Source organism: Vicinamibacterales bacterium, from assembly GCA_035699745.1.
GTDB lineage: Bacteria > Acidobacteriota > Vicinamibacteria > Vicinamibacterales > 2-12-FULL-66-21 > JAICSD01.
In genome coordinates this window covers 1-18337 of record DASSPH010000103.1, presented here as the reverse complement: position 1 = coordinate 18337, position 18337 = coordinate 1, and the positions used below count along the sequence as shown (strand labels likewise).

The window sequence follows — 18337 nt, the reverse complement described above, 5'->3', positions numbered from 1 at the left end:
GTTCGGATGTGCGCACATCCGAACGCACACGGCATGGCGCTCACGTACGCCGAGACACACAAGGCCTGCGTCACGACGTACACCGACCGCAAGCAATCGCGAGTTGACGTGTCCCTCGGTCTCGCGATCAGTGCGCTTGCGTCTGGCCTTCAGATCGCGGAAATGGCGAACCAACATTGGGACGAGGATCGTCTCCAATTCACTCTGCTCGCCGAGAAGAACATCCACGATAAGGGGACGTGGCCGAAGGAAGTGCCCTATCCGATTCCTCGCCGCACAGACGGCACGTTTCCGACAAGCGTTCGATCAGATTTGCAACCATGACGTCCTGCGCAGCCCGCCCGTCGGAAGAAGCGTGGTGCCTCCTCTTGGTAGCGCCTCATGGTCTGGGCCAGTGCTCGACAGAAGTCGGGGTCGCTAGCGCCTAAACGGAACGACCGTCGCTGTCGCCGGCTGCTTGTTTGCGAGAATCGCCTCGAGGTATCGAGCCCACGTTTCGAGCGCCGCCCGCTTCTCACCACGATAGGCATGCAGGTTGTAGTGCCGCCGCGTGACGCCGGCCTCCACGTGATTCAGCACCTTGGGGATGAAGTTCTCCGGCACCCCTGCGTCCGCCATCAGCGTCGCCGCGGTCCGGCGAAGATCGTGGGCGATGAACTTGAAGCCGCAGCGCTTGCGAAGCCGCTGAACGGCCTTTTGGACTTCTTTGATCGGGCCCTTCCGCGTGCGGGACGGGAACACGTACTCGCTCGGCTCTCTCGCCGGCTGGTGCTTCTTGGCTCGATACAGCGTGTTGATTTTGGCGCGCTCCTCTTCGTCGCGCTTCGCCAGATCCCGCAGGAGCTCGATCACGGCGCCGCTCAGCGGGACCTCGTGGGCCAGTCCGTTCTTGGCTTCCTTCGCGGGAATTGTCCAGACGACCGGCTCGAGTTTCGACGGGAGCACGACGCCGTCCGTCGTGCGCTCGAAGAGCGCCGGATCGAGCTGTGCCCATCGCATTTTCGAAACCTCACCGGGACGTTGTGCGGTCAGCAGCTGCGTACGAAACAGCGTGGCGATCCGATGATGCTCTGAGTCGAGCTCCCGCCAGAGCGTTCGAATCTCCTCCGGCGACAGCACGCGATCGCGGCGGGTTTCCGGCGACACCGGCTTGAGCCTGGCTGCGGGATTGGCGTCGATCCACTCTCGATCGAGCGCGAAGTTGAACATCTTCTTGACCAGGGCCAGCACGCGATTCGCCATGATGGGCGCGCCGAGCTTCTCCTGGCCGTCCTCAGTGGTGCCCTTGCGGAGCCTGCGTTCTGCGATTCCCTCGACGAGGTCACGAATATCTCGTCGCGTGATGTCCTTCACCTTGCGGTTTCGCAACGCGGGCAGCAGGTATAGATTGATCTGACGTTCGTCTTCTCGCCACGAGCGCTTTCGCGGGCGCCCATCCGCGCCTACCTGCTTGGCCCATCGGCGCATGTACTCGTCGGCGAGCTGCGCGAACGTTTCAGCTTGACGCTCGATTTCACGCTCAGCGACAGGATCTCGATGGTCGATTTGGATGCCGCCGATCGTGCGCTGGGCAGCCAGGCGAGCTTCCGCCAGCTTGACGGCAGGATACGTACCGAGCTTCATGCGACTGGCGTTGCCGCTCGGGCGGCGATACATCACGATCCACGTCTTGAAGCCAGTTGGCGCGACGCGGATGCCGAAACCTGGCAGGGAGGAATCCCAATAGTCGGTGAGTTTCGCGGTCGGCTTGAGCGCGAGAATCGATCGGTCGGTGAAGTTCAGGCGGCGCTTCCGGCGACGTTCCGCGACGCTCTCGACGTGATCGGCTTGACTCATCTCGCGGCTCCGTTTGGCAGCACATTGGCAGCAGAACGACGCCACTTCGCGCCGTTTGCTGCCAACCGATGAAAACACGGAGTTGGTTCTAAATCAAGACCAAAGAACGACTTACGTCATCAGCCGTTTTCAGCAGACCCCACGCGATTGCCCTGGGTAGTGATTCGTAATCAGCAGGTCATCGGTTCAAGTCCGATCGCCGGCTCCAGTTTTCCTCAGAAAATCGATCCCGTGCTCTTGGCGGGTGACAGCCAATCACTGCGGGAGCTTCGCATTCTTCAGCATCCGCTCAAAGTCCCTGGTCACGTTTGTGCCATCGAGCGCGCGTCGGGTCCGGGTGGCGAATGCGAGGTCGTGCTCCTCCCAATCGCCCCTGCGGCCATTCGCTCCTCTGTCGAACACGAAGCGTTCCTGCTTTGGAGGTGTTCAGGCCTTCTTCTCTATAAGGGCGATGGACATGTCCAGCGTCTGACGGACGATGGGATCGGTCTCCGCCGCGGCGGCCGCGCGCATCTCACTTACATAGGATTTTGCCTGACTCCCGAATCTGGCCATTGCCTGGGCTACCGTCAACCGAATGGAACGGGAGTGGTGACGGAGTAGCCGAGCGATACGCGGCAGCGCCGCGGCATTCTGACTTCTCGCCAGACCGGCGACAGCCTGCTGCACTGCACCCAGCGAGACGTCAGACAGCGCCTTTGACAGTGCGCGGTCTCTCGCCGGCTCATCGGAATTCGTGAGAGCCAGCGTCTTGATGATCTCATTTCGAACTGTGCCGTCTTGCTCCAGTTCGTAAGCACTTGCGAGCGTCTTCGTCAGCCTCGCGCTGATCGTCAGATCCTCGTTCCCTGTGTATTCCAGATTCGACAAAGCCAGGACAACCGCCAGCCGAACCTTCCGATCTCGATCCGATTTCAACATCTGCTCCAGGCGCGACTGCGACTTCGCAAGTTTGCCTCTGTCCTGCAACCAGACGGCGCGCGCCTCGGCTGTCCGCTTCGACCGAGCCATCCAGGCGCGAGCCATGATGACTTCCGCGGCCGTTTCACGAACACGCGGGTCGGTGTCCGTCAGCCCAGCATGGACAAGGGCTACTTGGCTCCCGGTTAGCGCCGCCGGTCCCTCTGTCGCACTCTTCAGTGCCTGGCCTTTCGATATCTGGTCAGCAGTCGCCGCCGGTCTCTGTGCCAGAGTCGGTGCGCCTTCGGGGGAGACGATCATCAGCATCAGACTCACCGCAGTGCCGTACATGGTGCTCATCGGATCACTCCCGTGTTGTTGAGAAGTCCCCGTTTTTCCGTCCACCAGGACGGCGAGTCATCAGCGGCCGTCGTCGCGTTCCGAGCGTATTCACTGGGCCTGAGACCCTTGAGAGCGATTGACACCAGTGGACATTCAGGCACGCCTCGCGGAAGCGCTCGTTGAACGATTCGCAGCGGCGTTGTCGGTCGGCTTGGCGACAGACGTCGCCACGGGGATGCCGGTTCTCGGCTTGCTTCAACACCGCGGGAATCTGCTCGACGTTTTCTTCACGGCACGTCCTCCTGGCCGTCTGGCCGGATTGTGCCGCAGAATTCACTGTGGAAGTGGACCGAGATCCCGGGAGAATCTCACTGTCACCTGACCCGAATTATAGGTCCGCACCCTCCGGTATCTCTCTTGCTGGGCTGCTCCGGCGGCTAGGCCTCACGGCCGTTCTGCAACGTCGAACGTCCGAAGGCTGACGACAGGCGCGCGTGTGCCTTGCAGAACTGTAATCGAGGACCTCTCTCTATATGCCGATCAGCGCGGCTTGGACGACGTCGTGAGTCACCTGTTCCTCGCGCTGGCACTGCTGCTGGGCGTGCCCGATGTCGTGCCGCAGACGCCCAGCCCTCCACAGTCGGTTGACGCGTCGACGTTTCCACCCGTCAGCCGCGCGCTCCTCGCGACGATCGACGCCAGTTACGGGCAGACCCTGTCGAAGCTCGGCGAGCCCGGCGTGCTGCGGTTGATCGATGCACTGCAGCGCTCGCGCAACCCCGCGGCAGCTCCGGTGCTGATCTGGCTGATGGCGAACGGCGATGTCAGCGTGCGCGCGCGCGCGGTCACCGCGCTGGGCCACGTGGCCGGTGCGGAGGGCGTGCCTGCGATCGAACGGTTTCTCGCGCAGTCCGACCGCACACCGTATGACATGTCGGCCGCGGTCGAGGGACTCGTGGCGAGCGGCGCGCCCAGCGCATTGCCGGTGCTGGAGCGTGTCGCCCGGTCGACCGCGCCACAGCCGGTTCGCGAAGCCGCAGCGGCGGTGTACGTCCGTCTGGGCAAATCTGGCGATCCCGGTGCGCGGGTGCGCGCGCTCCTGTGGGAACAGCCCGATACCGCACTGGAACGGCGGGTGATGGCCGAAGGACGCGCGGCCTTGCCCGCCGTCTGGCAGGCGCTCGCGTCGGGATCCGCCGAGAGCCAGCGCGTTGCCGCGGCGCTGCTCGGCACGTTTCGTGACCTCGGCTCGATTGAACCGATCGTGACGGCGCTCGACCGTTCACCGGATGCGGTCACTCGCGCGCAGCTCCTGTTCGATCTGAACATGATCCTGCTCACCGAAGCGGCGCCGGCGCCCGCGTCCGACAGGAACACGCTCGCCGCGCTGCACGTCCAGTGGCTGTACGGCGAGCTGAGGAACCTGCGCGTCGACAACGACATCCGTGCAATGGTCTCAGGGGACAAGACGCTGCTCGTGTATCCCGATCGCGTGACGCCGCCGTTCGCCGCCGCGTTCGGCCCCGCCGCCGCGGTCCTCGCCGACTCGCCCGCCGATTTCGTCGCCCGCGTGCGTGGCAGCGCCTGCGGCGTCGCCTTTCACGCCATTACCGCCGCGAACGGAGTCGCGCGCGTCGCGACCACCGTGTACCTGTCGAACGGGCGCGTCGCGAACCGGGTGTGGATTTCGTTGTATCGCCGCGCGGGCACAGGCTGGGTGCCGGTCCCAGTGCCGTCGCATCAGGGTCTGAAGACGATGCTGAACGAGCCCAATCTGCTCCCGACCATCAACCGCAATTACGGCGCGCAGCACCCGCTCAAGATCCTTCGGTTGGATCTCACGATGGAACGCGTCCGCGTCGACTTCGACGCGCGCAACCTCCTCTCCCTACACGAGAACATCGACACGCTCAACTTCGGCCCACTCGACGACAGTTACGTGCCCTTGCTCGAACGCTACACGCGTGCCGAGTCCCTCACGGTGCGCTATGCGGCCGAGTTCGAGTCGGCCCAGCTCACCAAGCAGCCCAACATCGACCTGTGGGTCGGCGCGCTCGGCGTGCGCGGCGAGCCCCGCGTGCAGGATCTGGCAGTGCAAGTCCTCAGAGAGTACCTGCTGCCGAGGGTGCAGAGCGCGGGCGCAGACCTAACGGCGAGCCAACACGCGGAATTGGCGGTCGCGGCGACGGCTCCATCGGCCGTCGACCGGCGCCTGCTTCCAACAGAATTGCCGCAGCTTGCCAACGTGACGACTGTGCGACAGTGGAGGCAATTCGCAGTCGTCGATGTCGTGTTCAGATCCGGCGGCTACGTCGACCGGGGCTATTCGATGCTGTTCGAGCGCCGTGCGAACGGCTGGGTGTTCCTGTGCCTGGTGCGCGGTTGGATGTCGTGACGCGACCGTGACGATGCCCATTCCGTGCTCACGCTCGTCACGGTGGCGCTGATGTCGCTACCCCGTCGCGCAACTGGATACGATTCCGAGCCAGCTCGCGCGTCGCGGCTCGTTACGGCACATAGTGTCGATTCCGTCCGGACTGCCGCCAACGATCGATCAAATGCTCGCGCGGACTGACCTCATTGTCGCGGCATCGTCGCGGAGCCGCGCAGCTACATGACGAAGGATCGACGGGGCGTACTTTCGGACTACGACATCCGGAATCCTACGATCCTCTACAACCGCCAGGAGCCCTCGACGATGTCATCGCGGAAGACCGCTGTTGCGAACAGTGATGATGGAGGATGCAGACGATGTGCAGGTTCACTGTAGCGCTGCTTCTGTGCCTGTTCGGTCAAGCGTTCGGTCCCGAGCCAGGTCGGTTCGGTGCACTCGGCCGAGCGCTCTCGCCCTCGGACCTCGATGAGATCGACGTGATCGCGACGACGGCGGGTGGCCGGCCGTGGCTGGTGCTCGGCCATCGCTCCATGATCAGAGGCATGGCGTACATCGAGGTGTTCTTGCAGCCCGACGTCACCAGGCCGCAGGTGAGCCGCGGCCGAATGCTTGCCCTGATGGCCGATGACGTTCCGGACGTTGAGCGACGCTCGGCGTGGAGACTCCACCAGACCAAGCAGTACGCGTACATCGGGTCGCCGGGTCGTGTGCCATTCGACATCAGCATGGATGGAGACCGCGACTGGCCCTTCGTTATCGAGGGGGACATCACCGACAGCACATTGCTGGCTCTCGTCGCGTTCATCAGGTCGTCGCCGCCGATCCCTGGTGTCCCTGAAGGGCGGATGCCACGGCGCGTCGATGCGGCGCCGATCTCCGTGGTGGCGCGCCGGGCCGGTACGATCATCGTGGGACTCCGAACCGGTGAGTATACCGGGCAGAGAGTGACCGTCGTTGAAGAGAACGGCCGGTGGAAGATCACTGACGTGGACAACTGGATCGTCTGACCGTCGCAGGGCGCGGCGCCGATCTGTTCGATCTCGCCTGCGCGCGCGACCTGGAAGGGATCGTCGCGAAGTGGGCGCGCGGCGCCTACGTCAGCGACGGGACGGCCACGTCCTCGCTCAAGGTGAAGAACGCCGAGTACTCGCAGATGCGCGGACGCCGGGAATTCAAGTCGCTTCAAACCGCGAGTCAGTCGCGTTCGAACGTCCTGGCCAGCGCCCCGATCAGCGCCATGACGACGAGAGCGATGAACCATCCCATGTCGTTGATGTAGGTGAAAACCTGACACGCCGGTGCGCCGCTTCCGGCATGGCGATGCGCGCGCCGGCCTCGTCTCCCGCCACACTTAGACACGCGGACGCTGCGAAAAGTTGCGTCGATCCGAATCGATTGCCGGGGAGAGCGGCTCTCGGCGTCTCGCGAATCGCCTGCGGCCGGCAGTCCGGCGATGCAGAAGACCGAGTCCGCCTGGATGCGGAGGGGGAGAGGATCGTCCTGCGTCAGCCCGCCAGCTTGACCCAGCGCTGCCCCTGACGGTCGTAGCAGTACAGGCCGCAGCCGCTGTCGCACCAGTGAAAGTAATCGTACTCGATGCCGGCGATGCGGCCGGTCTCGACCCACTGGAGCCGTTGCGCGCACACCGGACAGCGGCGCGACGTCAGATCGACGCGGCTGTCGATCTCCCGCGACCGGGCGAGCAGCTCCGTCGACTTCTGCACCAGCCCCGCGGCGCGCGTGCAGGCCGCCTCGTTGAGGCGCCGCAATTCGCGCGATCGCTGGAGCAGCGCGCCGATGTGCGTGAACAGATCCTCGGGCAGTACCGGCTTCACCAGGAACAGATCGGCGTCCCTGCGCTGCTCACCCGGCAGATCGCGCGGCGCCCGGCCGCTCAGGAGCACGACCGGCACGTGCGACGTCGCCGAATCCCGCTTGAGCGCCTGCGCGAACTCGAGCCCTCCCTGACGTTCGCCGTGAAACTCCAGATCCGTGACGATGATGTCCGGCTTGAGCTCGACCACCGCATCCGCCGCGGCGGTCGGGTCGGCTGCGGTCGCGACCCACATGCCCGATGTCTCGAGAAACAGCGAGTACATGTCGCGCGTATCCGCATCGTCCTCCACGAGCAGGACGATGGGCGGCACGCTTGCACTGTCCTGATGCGAGGGACTGGTCAAAGCCACGTCCGTGAGTCTAGCGCGGGTGGGAGCGCTGCAACGTCCGGGAACGTACAAAGACCGTCTTTTTTTACGGTTGAGCTGAGCGCGCAGACCGGCCGCTTCCCCGCCCGGACGCCGCGTCCACGGTGACCGGTACGCCGAGGAAGTCCCCGTGCCGCGACGCGGCCGCCTCGATCCCTTTCAGCTCTTTCGCGGTCAGACGCCGCATCGGCGTCATCGATATCCGCACGCCCCGCGCCGTCCGCACCGCGCGCCACGTCCCCGCCACCTGGCCGTCGATCACGACTGTGTGTTGAAACGTCGCGTACCCCGGCTTCCCCATGACCTTCGCCGGACCGTGCGGCACCAGCGCGCGATCGCGATACGCGACCACGTACTCGTCGTAGACCGGCAGCAGGTGCACGAGCGGCTGCGGAACCCGCAAGCCGGCGCGCGATCCGAGCGTCCAGTACGTCCGTCCGTCGACCTCGCGCGCCCTGGCGCGGATGATGTCGGCGCCGCGGCGCGCGTCGGTCATCGTCAGGTTCGACCACCATGCGAAGTCGCGTGCCGTCGCCGGACCGTGGCTGCGAAAGAAGCGGCGCGCCAGCTCGGCCAGCGCTTCGTCGCCCGAGAGATCGCGCGGACGCGGCGCTCGTTCGGCGACGAGCGCGTAGGTCGACTGCTTCCCCACTCGCGGTCCGCTGCAGATCACGGCTTCCAGCTCGGCGTACAACGCGGCGTGCGCCAGCCGGTAGCCGGACAACGCAATCCCGGCGCGATGCAGCCGGGCGCCGAGGTCGGCGCGCGTGAGGTGCCGCCCGTCGCGCAGCGCCCGTTCGAACACGCCCGCCGCACGGCGCAGGAGCGCACCGTCGATCTCCATGCGGCGCCAGTAGACCTGCATCCCACGCTGCACGCGCGACGCGGTCAGGCGCTGCATCCACACCAGATCCCGCGCGGCGACGTAATGCCATGTCGGCCGCATCACGTGCGTGCGCAGGATCCTTCCCTCGTCGATCTCGCGCTGCACGTCCGCGTCGGCGGCGGCGCGCATGCGGAGCGCGAGCGCCCACTTCGACGGCTGGTATTCCTGCGCCTGGACGGCGCCGTGCCACTCCACGACCTCGGCGGCGCGAGAGAACCGCGCGCGGATGAGTCCCTGGCTGGCGAGCCGCTCCGCGATCAACGCGCGTCCGTCGGGCGTCACTGACATGAGGCGCTGCATTCTGGCACAGCCGCGGCCCGCCGTGGCAGCGGGTTTGCTCGTCCGTGATGCGGTAAAGGAGACGCAGATGAGCGAGCTCGCGCAGGCCATCGGTTCGCAGGAGTGGCTGGACCACGTCGCCAAGCCCGTCGAGAAGGCGGTCGAGAGAGCCTTCCCCGGTGACAGCGGACGGAACGTGAAGGATGCGCTGCACGGCCGCTGGCTCGGCCATCCGCTCCATCCCGTCTTGACCGACATTCCGATCGGCGCCTGGATGATGGCGCAGGTGTTCGACGCGCTGGGCGCCGCGCGCCGGACTCGCGCGTATGACGAGGCGGCGCGCGTGTGCATCACGACGGGCCTCGTCGGCGCCGTCGGCGCGGCGGTCACCGGTCTGGCCGATTGGAGCGACACCGGACGCGACTCGCGGCGGATCGGTTTCGTGCACGGGATGATCAACATCGCCGCAACCAGCCTGTTCCTCACGTCCGCGCTGCTGCGCCGTCGCCGCAAGAGTCCCAACGCGGTCGCCGCATCGTCCACCGGATTCGCCGTGGCGATGGCGGGCGCATACCTCGGCGGCGCGCTCGTGTACCAGCGGCAGATCGGCCCGCACCATGCGCTCGAGTGGAACGCGCCCGGCGAGTTCACCCGCGCGGTTCCCGCCTCCGAACTGCCGGAAGGCACCAGGAAGAAAGTCCGCGTCGGCGACGTCGACATCGTGGTCGGGCGTCATCAAGGCCGGCTGTTCGCGTTGGCGGAACGCTGCGCGCATCAGGGCGGCCCACTGTCGGAAGGAGAACTGAAGGACGGCGCCATCGTGTGTCCATGGCACGGCTCGACCTTCTGCGTCGAGTCCGGCAAGCTCGTGCACGGTCCGTCCGTTTACGATCAGCCGTGCTACGACGTCCGCGAGAGCGGCGGCTTCCTTGAAGTCCGGCGGCGTTGAGCGGCGCCGGACCGGCGCATCCCGAGTCAGCTAGACTCAGCGATGGAACCCTGTGGACACACGTTTGATTGCCTCGACCGCGCTCGACTCCGAGGGCCGCGGATACCCGCGGCCGCAGCTCCGCCGTGAATCCTGGATCTCGCTCAACGGCGAGTGGGAGTTCGCCTTCGATCCCGACTCGGCGTGGCGGCTGCCCGCCGACGTCGTCTGGACCGAGCGGATCCGGGTGCCGTTCTCGCCCGAAGCGCCGGCGAGCGGGCTCGGGCACACCGGGTTCCTGCGCGCCTGCTGGTACCGCACGACGATTGACGTCGACGCGCCCTCCGATGGATCCCGGTGGCTGCTGCACTTCGGCGCGGTCGACTGCACGGCCACGGTATGGGCGAACGGCGTGCGGCTCGGCGCGCACGAGGGGGGCTACACGCCGTTCTCCTTCGACGTCACCGCGTTCGTGTGCCGGGGCTCGTGCGAGATCATCGTCCAGGCGGAAGACGATCCGCAGGATCTGAGCAAGCCGCGCGGCAAGCAGGACTGGCAGCTCGAACCGCATTCGATCTGGTATCCGCGCACGACCGGGATCTGGCAGACGGTCTGGCTCGAGCGCGTCCCGGCAACGCGCATCGCGCGGCTCGCGTTCACGCCGAATCTCGCGCGGTGGGAGATCGGCGTGCAGGCGTGGCTCGAGGGGGGCGACCGGCGGGCGGACCTGCGGCTCTCGGTCAAGCTGACGTGCCGCGGCCAGACGCTGGCGGCCGACACCTACCTCGTCGTCAGCGGCGAAGTCCATCGCGGCATCGCCCTGTCGGATCCGGGGATCGACGATTCGCGCAACGAGCTGCTCTGGTCGCCGGATGCGCCGACGCTGGTGGACGTGCAGCTCGAGCTGTGGGGAGAGCGCGGCGAACTCCTCGATCGCGTGTGGTCGTATCTGGCGCTCCGCTCCACGGCGGTGCAGGGCGATCGGTTCGTTCTGAACAACCGTCCGTACCTGCTCCGCATGGTCCTCGACCAGGGCTACTGGCCCGAGGGCGGCGTCACGGCGCCCGACGACGCGGCGCTGCGGCGGGACGTGGAGCTGGCGAAAGCCATGGGCTTCAACGGCGTGCGGAAGCACCAGAAGCTCGAGGATCCGCGCTACCTGTACTGGGCCGACACGCTGGGGCTCGCGGTCTGGGGTGAGATGCCGAGCGCCTATCGCTTCACGCCGCGCTCGGTCGAGCGCCTGTCGCACGAATGGATGGCGGCGATCGCGCGCGACTACAGTCATCCGTGCATCGTGGCGTGGGTCCCGATCAACGAATCGTGGGGCGTCCCCAACCTGCCGGACAATCCGCGCGAGCGCCACTACGTGCAGGCGCTGTATCACCTCACCAAGACGCTCGATCCCACGCGCCCGGTAGTGGGCAACGACGGATGGGAAAGCGTCGCCACCGACATCATCGGCATTCACGACTACGACGACACGCCGGATCGCATCGCGCGCCGCTATCACGCCGACGAAGTGCTGCCGCGCCTGTTCAAGCGCGAGCGGCCGGGCGGACGCATGCTCGTGCTCGAAGGCGACAAGCACGGCGATCAGCCGCTCATGCTGTCGGAGTTCGGCGGCATCGCGCTGCGCCCCGAGGACGGGGGGCCCTCGGCGACATGGGGCTACAGCGTATGCCGCGACGCGGAGTCGTTCGCCACGCACTACGAGCGGCTGCTCGCGTCGGTGCGCAGCCTCGGCCTGCTCTCCGGGTTCTGTTATACGCAGTTCGCCGACACGTATCAGGAGGCGAACGGGCTGTTGACGGCGGAGCGCACGCCGAAGGTCCCGATCGCGCGCATCCGCGCCGCGACCGCCGGTCCGTCGGCGGCGCGGACCGACGGGCTGGAACAGCTCGAGAGCAGCGCCGATCGCGGCGAGGCGTCGTAGTGCACCGCCGCGAGCTGCGTAAACCGGACGGACGCCGGCTGACCCTCTACGCGCGCGCCGCGCTGCCGGACGATCTCACCGCGCCGAGCCCCAACCGGGCGGCGCACCAGCCGAATCCGCACCTCCGCTGGCATCCGCTGCGCGGCGAGTGGGTCGCCTACGCCGGCCATCGTCAGCACCGGACCTTCCTGCCGCCGCCCGAATACAACCCCCTGGCGCCGAGCCGCGATCCCGGGAACCCGACCGAAGTGCCGGACGCGCCGTGGGACGTCGCCGTGTTCGACAACCTGTTTCCGACGCTCGCGGCCGGCGCGCACGATCCGCCGGCGCTCGAGATTCCGACGGCGCCCGGGCAGGGCGCGTGCGAGGTCGTCGTCTTTACGCGCGATGCCCAGGCCACGCTCGGATCGCTGCCGCTCTCCCATCTGGAGCTGCTCGTCGACGTCTGGGCGGATCGCCAGGAGGTCCTCGGCGCGCGGCCGGACGTCGCCTACGTCTTTCCGTTCGAGAATCGCGGCGTCGAGGTGGGGGTGACGCTGCATCATCCGCACGGGCAGATCTACGCGTATCCGTTCGTGCCGCCGGTTGCGGCGCGCGAACTGGCGCAGCAGCGCGAGTACCTGGAGAAGACGGGACGCGGCCTGCTCGCGGACATGATCGAGCGCGAGCTCGCCGGCGGCGAGCGCGTGCTCTATCGCGGATCCCACGCCGCCGCCTTCATGCCGATCTGCGCCCGCTACACCTACGAGGTCTGGGTCGCGCCGCGGCGCGCCGCGCCGTCGTTCGCGGCGCTGACGCGCGAGGAGCGCGCCGACTTCGCGCGGGCGCTGAAGACCGTACTGATGAAGTACGACGCCCTCTGGAGCCGGCCGTTCCCCTACATCCTGGCGTTCCATCAGGCGCCGACCGACGGCGCGCCGCATCCCGAAGCGCACCTGCACGCCGAGTTCTACCCCGCCTACCGCCTGCCCGGCCGGCTGAAATACCTGGCGGGCAGCGAGGCGGGGGCCGGCGTGTTCACTGCCGACAGCCTCCCGGAAGACACCGTCAAACAGTTGCAGGCGATTGCCGTCGATGTCGACCGGTGACGCCGCCGCGCGCGCGTTCCAGGACGTCTTCGGCCGCGAGCCGGAGACGACGGCGAGCGCGCCGGGGCGGGTGAACCTGCTCGGCGAGCACACCGACTACCACGAGGGCTACGTGCTTCCGGCGACCATTCCGCAGCGGACGCACGCCACGATCGCCGCGCGCAGCGATCGCGTGGTGCGCGCGTGGAGCAGCGGCGCCGGCGACCGGGACGGCGTCGAGCAGTATGCGCTGGGATCCGAATCGCGCGGACGCGGCTGGCTCGATTACGTGCAGGGGCTCACCGCCGCGCTCGCCGCACGGCAGATCGCGCTGCCGGGGTTCGACCTGCATCTCGTGTCGACGGTGCCGATCGGCGGAGGCGTGTCGTCCAGCGCCGCGCTCGAGATCAGCGTGCTCCGCGCGCTGCGCAGCCGGTTCGCGCTGCCGCTGGACGACGTCGCGCTGGCGCGGATCGGACGCGCCGCCGAGAACGACTTCGTCGGCGCGCCGGTCGGCATCATGGACCAGATGGCGTCCAGTCTCGGCCGCGGCGGCGAGGCGCTGTTCCTCGACACGCGCACGCTCGCGGTCGAGCGCATCCCGCTGCCGGCGGCGATCGAGCTGATGGTGATCGATTCCGGCGTCGCGCACCAGCACGCCGGCGGCGAGTACGCGATCCGGAGGCGCGAGTCGTTCGAGGCTGCGGCGCAGCTCGGCGTGCCCTTCCTCCGCGATGCGGACGTCGGGATGCTCGGCGCGGTCGAGCGGCTGGCACCGGTACTCGGCCGCCGCGCGCGCCACGTCATCACCGAGAACCAGCGCGTCCTGGAGGCCGTGGCGGCGCTCCGCGCCGGCGACGCGGACACGATGGGACGTCTGATGAACGAGTCGCACGCGTCGATGCGCGACGACTACGAGACCTCGACGCCGGAGATCGATGTCCTGGTCGAGATCGCGCGGGCGCAGGAGGGCGTGTACGGCGCGCGGCTGACGGGCGGCGGCTTCGGCGGCGCGATCGCCGCGATCGTGCGTGCTGGGGCTGCAGCGAATCTCGGCGCCCGCGTCGCGCAGGCGTACACGGCGCGAACGGGCCGCCGCGCGGCGGTGATTGTTCCGAGCGGGGCACACTTCTTGAAGTCCCGGGGGCATGATCCATCCCCAGGGCCGCCGGCTTCCTGACGTCATCTGCTTCTCTCACCTCAGGTGGAACTTCGTCTTTCAGCGGCCGCAGCATCTCATGACGCGCTGCGCGCGAGAGTGCCGCCGCCTGTTCTTCTTCGAGGAGCCGATCTTCGAAGACGGCGCCGTGCCGCGCATCGACATCCAGCTCTCGAAAGGGGTTCACGTCGTCGTGCCGTTCCTGCCGGCGGGCCTCGACGAACGCGCGGCGATAGCGGCGCAGCGCGATCTGCTGGACGAACTGGTGATCCGGCAGCGGATCCAGACGTTCGTGGCGTGGTACTACACGCCGATGGCGCTGCCGTTCAGCCGGCACCTGGCGCCGGCGGCTGTCGTGTACGACTGCATGGACGAATTGGCTTCATTCAAGAACGCGCCGGCCGTGCTCAAGGAGCGCGAGGCGGCCCTGCTGAGCCTCGCCGACCTCGTGCTCACCGGCGGTCAGTCGCTGTACGAAGCCAAGCGGCATCAGCACGACAACATTCATCCGTTCCCGAGCAGCGTCGACGTCGATCACTTCGCGCAAGGGCGCCGGGTGACGGAGGACGCGGCGGATCAGGCCGCCATTCCGCATCCGCGGCTCGGCTTCTTCGGCGTCATCGACGAGCGGATGGACATCGAGCTGCTCGACGGGATCGCCGCGGCGCGCCCTGACTGGCACCTGGTGCTGCTCGGCCCGATCGTCAAGATCGATCCCGCCCAGCTGCCGCGCCGGCCGAACATCCACTATCTCGGCCCGAAGCAGTACCACGAGCTGCCGCAGTACGTCGGCGGCTGGGACGTCGCGCTGCTGCCGTTCGCGCGCAACGAAGCGACCCGCTTCATCAGCCCGACCAAGACGCCCGAGTACATGGCGGCGGGCAAGCCCGTCGTCTCCACCTCGATTCGCGACGTCGTGCGGCCGTACGGCCAGCAGGGGCTGGTGCGGATCGCGGACGACGCGCCGGCGTTCGCCGCGGCGTGCGAGGCGGCGATGGCGGAAGACGCCTCCGAGCGCGTGCGCCAGCACGACGCGTTCCTGCGCCAGACGTCGTGGGACGGGACGTGGCTGCGGATCCGGCTGCTGGTCGAAGCGGTGCTCCGCCCCGAGCGGGGACGCGTCGACATCACCGCCGGCGGACTCGCAGGTTAACCCATGTTCGATTACCTGGTTGTCGGCGCCGGCTTCGCCGGTTCGACCATCGCGGAGCGTCTCGCCGCGCATGGCGGCAAGACCGTGCTCATCTGCGACAAGCGGCCGCACATCGGCGGCAATGCCTACGATCACTACGACGACGCCGGCATTCTCGTCCACCGCTACGGTCCGCACATCTTCCACACCAACTCGCGGGACGTCTTCGAGTACCTGTCCCGCTTCACGGAGTGGCGCCCCTACCAGCACCGCGTGCGCGCGTCGGTCGACGGGCAGCTGCTGCCGATTCCGATCAATCTCGACACGGTGAACGCGCTCTACGGCACGCGCTACACGTCGTTCGAGCTGGAGCAGTTCTTCGCCTCGGTCGCCGAGCCGGTGGCGCAGGTCAGGACCTCGGAAGACGTCATCGTCAACAAGGTCGGGCGGGAGCTGTACGAGAAGTTCTTCCGCAACTACACGCGCAAGCAGTGGGGACTCGATCCGTCCGAGCTCGACGCCTCGGTGACCTCGCGCGTGCCGGTGCGCACCAACCGCGACGATCGCTACTTCACCGACACCTACCAGGTGATGCCCCTGCACGGCTACACGCGGATGTTCACGAAGATGCTGGCGCATCCGAACATCAAGATCCTGCTCAATACCGACTATCGCGAGATCGAGGGGGTGATTCCGTACCGTGAAGTGATCTTCACCGGGCCGGTGGACGAGTTCTTCGACTACCGGTTCGGGCGGCTGCCGTACCGATCGCTGGAGTTCCGCTTCGAGACGCTCAACATGCCGGTGGCGCAGGCCGCGCCGGTGGTGAACTACCCGAACGAGAATCCCTACACGCGGATCACGGAGTTCAAGTATCTGTCCGGCCAGGAGCATCCGAAGACGACGGTCGTCTACGAGTACCCGCGCGCCGAGGGAGATCCGTACTATCCGGTGCCTCAGCCGGAGAACGCCGTGCTCTACCGCCGCTACCAGGAACTGGCGGAACAGACGCCGGGCGTGAGCTTCCTCGGCCGCCTCGGCACCTACAAGTACTACAACATGGATCAGGTGGTCGCGCAGGCGCTGACGCTCTACTCGAAGATGACGGGCGTATCCCGGCGTGAGACGGTCGCGATCCACTCATGATCGAGATCTGGGGCGGGATCGAGTGCACGGTCAACCGCGTGCAGGATCGGTGGTACGACCAGGTGCTGCGGTCGGGGCACCACGCGCGTCCCGGCGATCTGGATCGCATGGCCGCGCTCGGCATCCGGACGCTGCGGTATCCGGTCCTCTGGGAGCGCGTCGTGCCGGCGCGCGGCGAGTTCGACTGGCGCTGGACCGACGAGCGGCTCGCACGCCTGCGCGCGCTCGGCATCCGCCCGATCGTCGGCCTGCTGCATCACGGCAGCGGTCCGGCGTTCACGTCGCTGACCGACCCGGCGTTTCCGGCGCTCTTCGCCGCGTTCGCGCGCGCGGTCGCCGAACGCTACCCATGGATCGAGGACTACACGCCGATCAACGAGCCGCTCACCACGGCGCGCTTCAGCGGTCTCTACGGCCACTGGTACCCGCACCGCCGCGACGACCCGGCGTTCGTCCGCGCGCTGCTGCACCAGGTCCACGGCATCGCGGGCGCGATGCGCGCCATCCGCGGCATCGTTCCGCAGGCGCGGCTGGTGCAGACGGAGGACTGCGGCCGCAGCTTCGGCACGGTGGCAACCGCCGCACAGGTCCGGTTCGAAGAGCAGCGGCGGTGGCTCACGTTCGATCTCCTGACCGGACGCGTCACCAGCAGCCATCCCCTCTGGCGGTGGTTGACCTCGCACGGCGCCGTCGCGGGTGAACTTGCGCCGCTCGCCGAACAGCCGTGCGCGCCGGACGTCGTCGGCCTGAACTACTACCTGACGAGCGATCGCTTTCTCGACCATCGGCTCGATCGCTACCCCGCCGCCTGCCACGGCGGGAACGGCGCGACGCCCTATGCGGACGTGGAGGCGGTGCGCGCCCGTCCGGAAGGCATCGTCGGCCACGAGGCGCACCTGCTCGACGCCTGGGAGCGGTATCGCCTGCCGCTGGCGATCACGGAAGCGCACCTCTCCTGCTCGCGCGAAGAGCAGATCCGGTGGTTCGCCGAAGCCGTGCGCGGCGCGGAGGCGGCGCGCACCCGGGGCGCCGACGTTCGCGCGGTCACGGCCTGGGCGCTGTTCGGCTCGTTCGACTGGGATTCCCTCGTCACCCGAGACGCCGGCCACTACGAGCCCGGCGCGTTCGACGTGCGCGCCTCGCCGCCGCGGCCGACGGCGGTCGCCAGCGTCGTGCGCGATTTCGCGCAGGGGCGCCGCCCGTCGCTGCTCGCCGCGATCGACGGCACCCCCTGGTGGCAGCGTCCGGAGCGGCTGATCTACGGCCCGGCCGTGGCGGCGGTCCGCCCTGCGTCGGCCGACCGGCCGCTGCTCGTCGTCGGGGCGACCGGCACGCTCGGGCGCGCCTTCCAGCGCATCTGCGACCAGCGCGGACTCCGCGCGCGAGCGGTGACGCGAAGCGACGCCGACATCACCGATCCGACGAGCGTCGACGCGATCATCCGGCACGTGCAGCCGTGGGCGGTAGTGAATGCCGCGGGCTACGTGCGGGTGGACGCGGCGGAACACGACGGCGAGGGCTGCAGGCGCGCCAACGTGACCGGGGCGGTGAATCTCGCGGCAGCCTGCCGCCGGCGCCGGGTGCCGTTCGTGACGTTCTCGTCCGACCTGGTCTTCGACGGCCGCGCCGGCCGTCCCTACGTCGAAGAGGACGAGCCGAACCCGATCAACGTGTACGGGGTCAGCAAGATGGAAGCCGAGCGTCGCGTGCTCGATCTCGCCGACGATGCGCTGGTCATCCGGACGAGCGCATTCTTCGGTCCGTGGGACGATTACAACTTCCTCGTGTGTCTGCTGCGTGCGCTCGACGCCGGGGAGCCGTTCCGCGCCGCCGGGGACACGACGGTCTCGCCCACCTACGTTCCACATCTCGTGCACGGCACGCTCGATCTCCTGATCGACGGCGCGCGCGGCATCTGGCACCTGGCCAACGACGGCGCCGTCACCTGGTTCGATTTCGCCTGCGCGGCGGCGGAAGCAGCCGGACGCTCCGTGGATCTCATCGAACGCGTCGCAGCCGCGGCCGTCTGGTCGCCGGCGCCGCGTCCGGCTTACAGTGCGCTCGCCAGCAGCCGTGGCGCCATGATGCCGCCGCTCGCCGCCGCTCTCGGGGCATTCGCCCGTGATT

At 67.8% G+C, this 18337-nt stretch carries 15 protein-coding genes; 10 read left to right on the top strand and 5 right to left on the bottom strand.

All coding sequences use genetic code 11. From position 1 onward, the window contains the following. Positions 1-324 (top strand): hypothetical protein (locus VFK57_23755; protein ID HET7698753.1); only part of this gene is annotated, 324 nt, incomplete at its 5' end. Between the two features lie 93 nt (positions 325-417). On the opposite strand, the gene VFK57_23750 is transcribed toward VFK57_23755, so the two are convergent. Both VFK57_23750 and VFK57_23745 read right to left on the bottom strand, forming a co-directional pair. Continuing rightward, entirely contained in the window at positions 418-1914 is a 1497-nt protein-coding gene (locus VFK57_23750; protein HET7698752.1) for a tyrosine-type recombinase/integrase, read from the bottom strand. A 348-nt stretch (positions 1915-2262) separates the two neighbouring features. After that, entirely contained in the window at positions 2263-3096 is an 834-nt protein-coding gene (locus tag VFK57_23745) for a HEAT repeat domain-containing protein (GenBank protein ID HET7698751.1), read from the bottom strand. 532 nt (positions 3097-3628) lie between these two features. On the opposite strand from VFK57_23745, the gene VFK57_23740 reads away from it, so the two are divergent. Together VFK57_23740 and VFK57_23735 are read left to right on the top strand one after the other, a co-directional pair. Further along, on the top strand, positions 3629-5473 hold the full coding sequence (locus tag VFK57_23740) for a HEAT repeat domain-containing protein (GenBank protein ID HET7698750.1): 1845 nt from the start codon (positions 3629-3631) through the stop codon (positions 5471-5473). 347 nt (positions 5474-5820) lie between these two features. Further along, positions 5821-6480, top strand: a complete 660-nt coding sequence (locus VFK57_23735) for a hypothetical protein (GenBank protein ID HET7698749.1) — start codon at positions 5821-5823, stop codon at positions 6478-6480. A 187-nt stretch (positions 6481-6667) separates the two neighbouring features. Here VFK57_23735 and VFK57_23730 read toward each other — a convergent pair whose 3' ends face one another. From VFK57_23730 to VFK57_23720, 3 genes are all read right to left on the bottom strand, one after another. Continuing rightward, positions 6668-6832, bottom strand: coding sequence for a hypothetical protein (locus tag VFK57_23730; GenBank protein ID HET7698748.1), 165 nt, complete (start codon positions 6830-6832; stop codon positions 6668-6670). Positions 6833-6978: 146 nt separating this feature from the next. After that, a complete protein-coding gene (locus VFK57_23725) occupies positions 6979-7620 on the bottom strand; it encodes a response regulator (protein ID HET7698747.1) in 642 nt (213 codons plus the stop codon). A gap of 103 nt (positions 7621-7723) precedes the next feature. Continuing rightward, on the bottom strand, positions 7724-8851 hold the full coding sequence (locus tag VFK57_23720) for a winged helix DNA-binding domain-containing protein (protein HET7698746.1): 1128 nt from the start codon (positions 8849-8851) through the stop codon (positions 7724-7726). Positions 8852-8930: 79 nt separating this feature from the next. Between VFK57_23720 and VFK57_23715 the strand changes: the two genes are divergently transcribed. From VFK57_23715 to VFK57_23685, 7 genes are all read left to right on the top strand, one after another. Continuing rightward, positions 8931-9791, top strand: a complete 861-nt coding sequence (locus VFK57_23715) for a Rieske 2Fe-2S domain-containing protein (protein ID HET7698745.1) — start codon at positions 8931-8933, stop codon at positions 9789-9791. Positions 9792-9843: 52 nt separating this feature from the next. Then, positions 9844-11706, top strand: a complete 1863-nt coding sequence (locus VFK57_23710; protein HET7698744.1) for a glycoside hydrolase family 2 TIM barrel-domain containing protein — start codon at positions 9844-9846, stop codon at positions 11704-11706. After that, entirely contained in the window at positions 11706-12794 is a 1089-nt protein-coding gene (gene galT, locus VFK57_23705; GenBank protein HET7698743.1) for a galactose-1-phosphate uridylyltransferase, read from the top strand. Before VFK57_23710 ends, galT begins: the two co-directional genes overlap by 1 nt. Continuing rightward, positions 12781-13953 carry a galactokinase gene (gene galK, locus VFK57_23700; protein ID HET7698742.1) on the top strand — a complete coding sequence of 391 codons (1173 nt, stop codon included), beginning with the start codon at positions 12781-12783 and terminating at the stop codon, positions 13951-13953. Before galT ends, galK begins: the two co-directional genes overlap by 14 nt. Beyond that, positions 13922-15085 carry a glycosyltransferase family 1 protein gene (locus tag VFK57_23695; GenBank protein ID HET7698741.1) on the top strand — a complete coding sequence of 388 codons (1164 nt, stop codon included), beginning with the start codon at positions 13922-13924 and terminating at the stop codon, positions 15083-15085. Before galK ends, VFK57_23695 begins: the two co-directional genes overlap by 32 nt. Positions 15086-15088: 3 nt before the next feature. Further along, positions 15089-16210 carry a UDP-galactopyranose mutase gene (gene glf, locus VFK57_23690; protein HET7698740.1) on the top strand — a complete coding sequence of 374 codons (1122 nt, stop codon included), beginning with the start codon at positions 15089-15091 and terminating at the stop codon, positions 16208-16210. Next, positions 16207-18337 (top strand): family 1 glycosylhydrolase (locus tag VFK57_23685; protein HET7698739.1); only part of this gene is annotated, 2131 nt, incomplete at its 3' end. The genes glf and VFK57_23685, both read left to right, overlap by 4 nt.

Coding starts and splice junctions, on each gene's coding strand:
- glf (HET7698740.1), top strand. CDS start 15,089: ATGTTCGATTACCTGGTTGTCGGCGCCGGCTTCGCCGGTTCGACCATC.
- VFK57_23715 (HET7698745.1), top strand. CDS start 8,931: ATGAGCGAGCTCGCGCAGGCCATCGGTTCGCAGGAGTGGCTGGACCAC.
- VFK57_23695 (HET7698741.1), top strand. CDS start 13,922: ATGATCCATCCCCAGGGCCGCCGGCTTCCTGACGTCATCTGCTTCTCT.
- VFK57_23735 (HET7698749.1), top strand. CDS start 5,821: ATGCAGACGATGTGCAGGTTCACTGTAGCGCTGCTTCTGTGCCTGTTC.
- VFK57_23720 (HET7698746.1), bottom strand. CDS start 8,851: ATGTCAGTGACGCCCGACGGACGCGCGTTGATCGCGGAGCGGCTCGCC.
- VFK57_23745 (HET7698751.1), bottom strand. CDS start 3,096: ATGAGCACCATGTACGGCACTGCGGTGAGTCTGATGCTGATGATCGTC.
- galK (HET7698742.1), top strand. CDS start 12,781: ATGTCGACCGGTGACGCCGCCGCGCGCGCGTTCCAGGACGTCTTCGGC.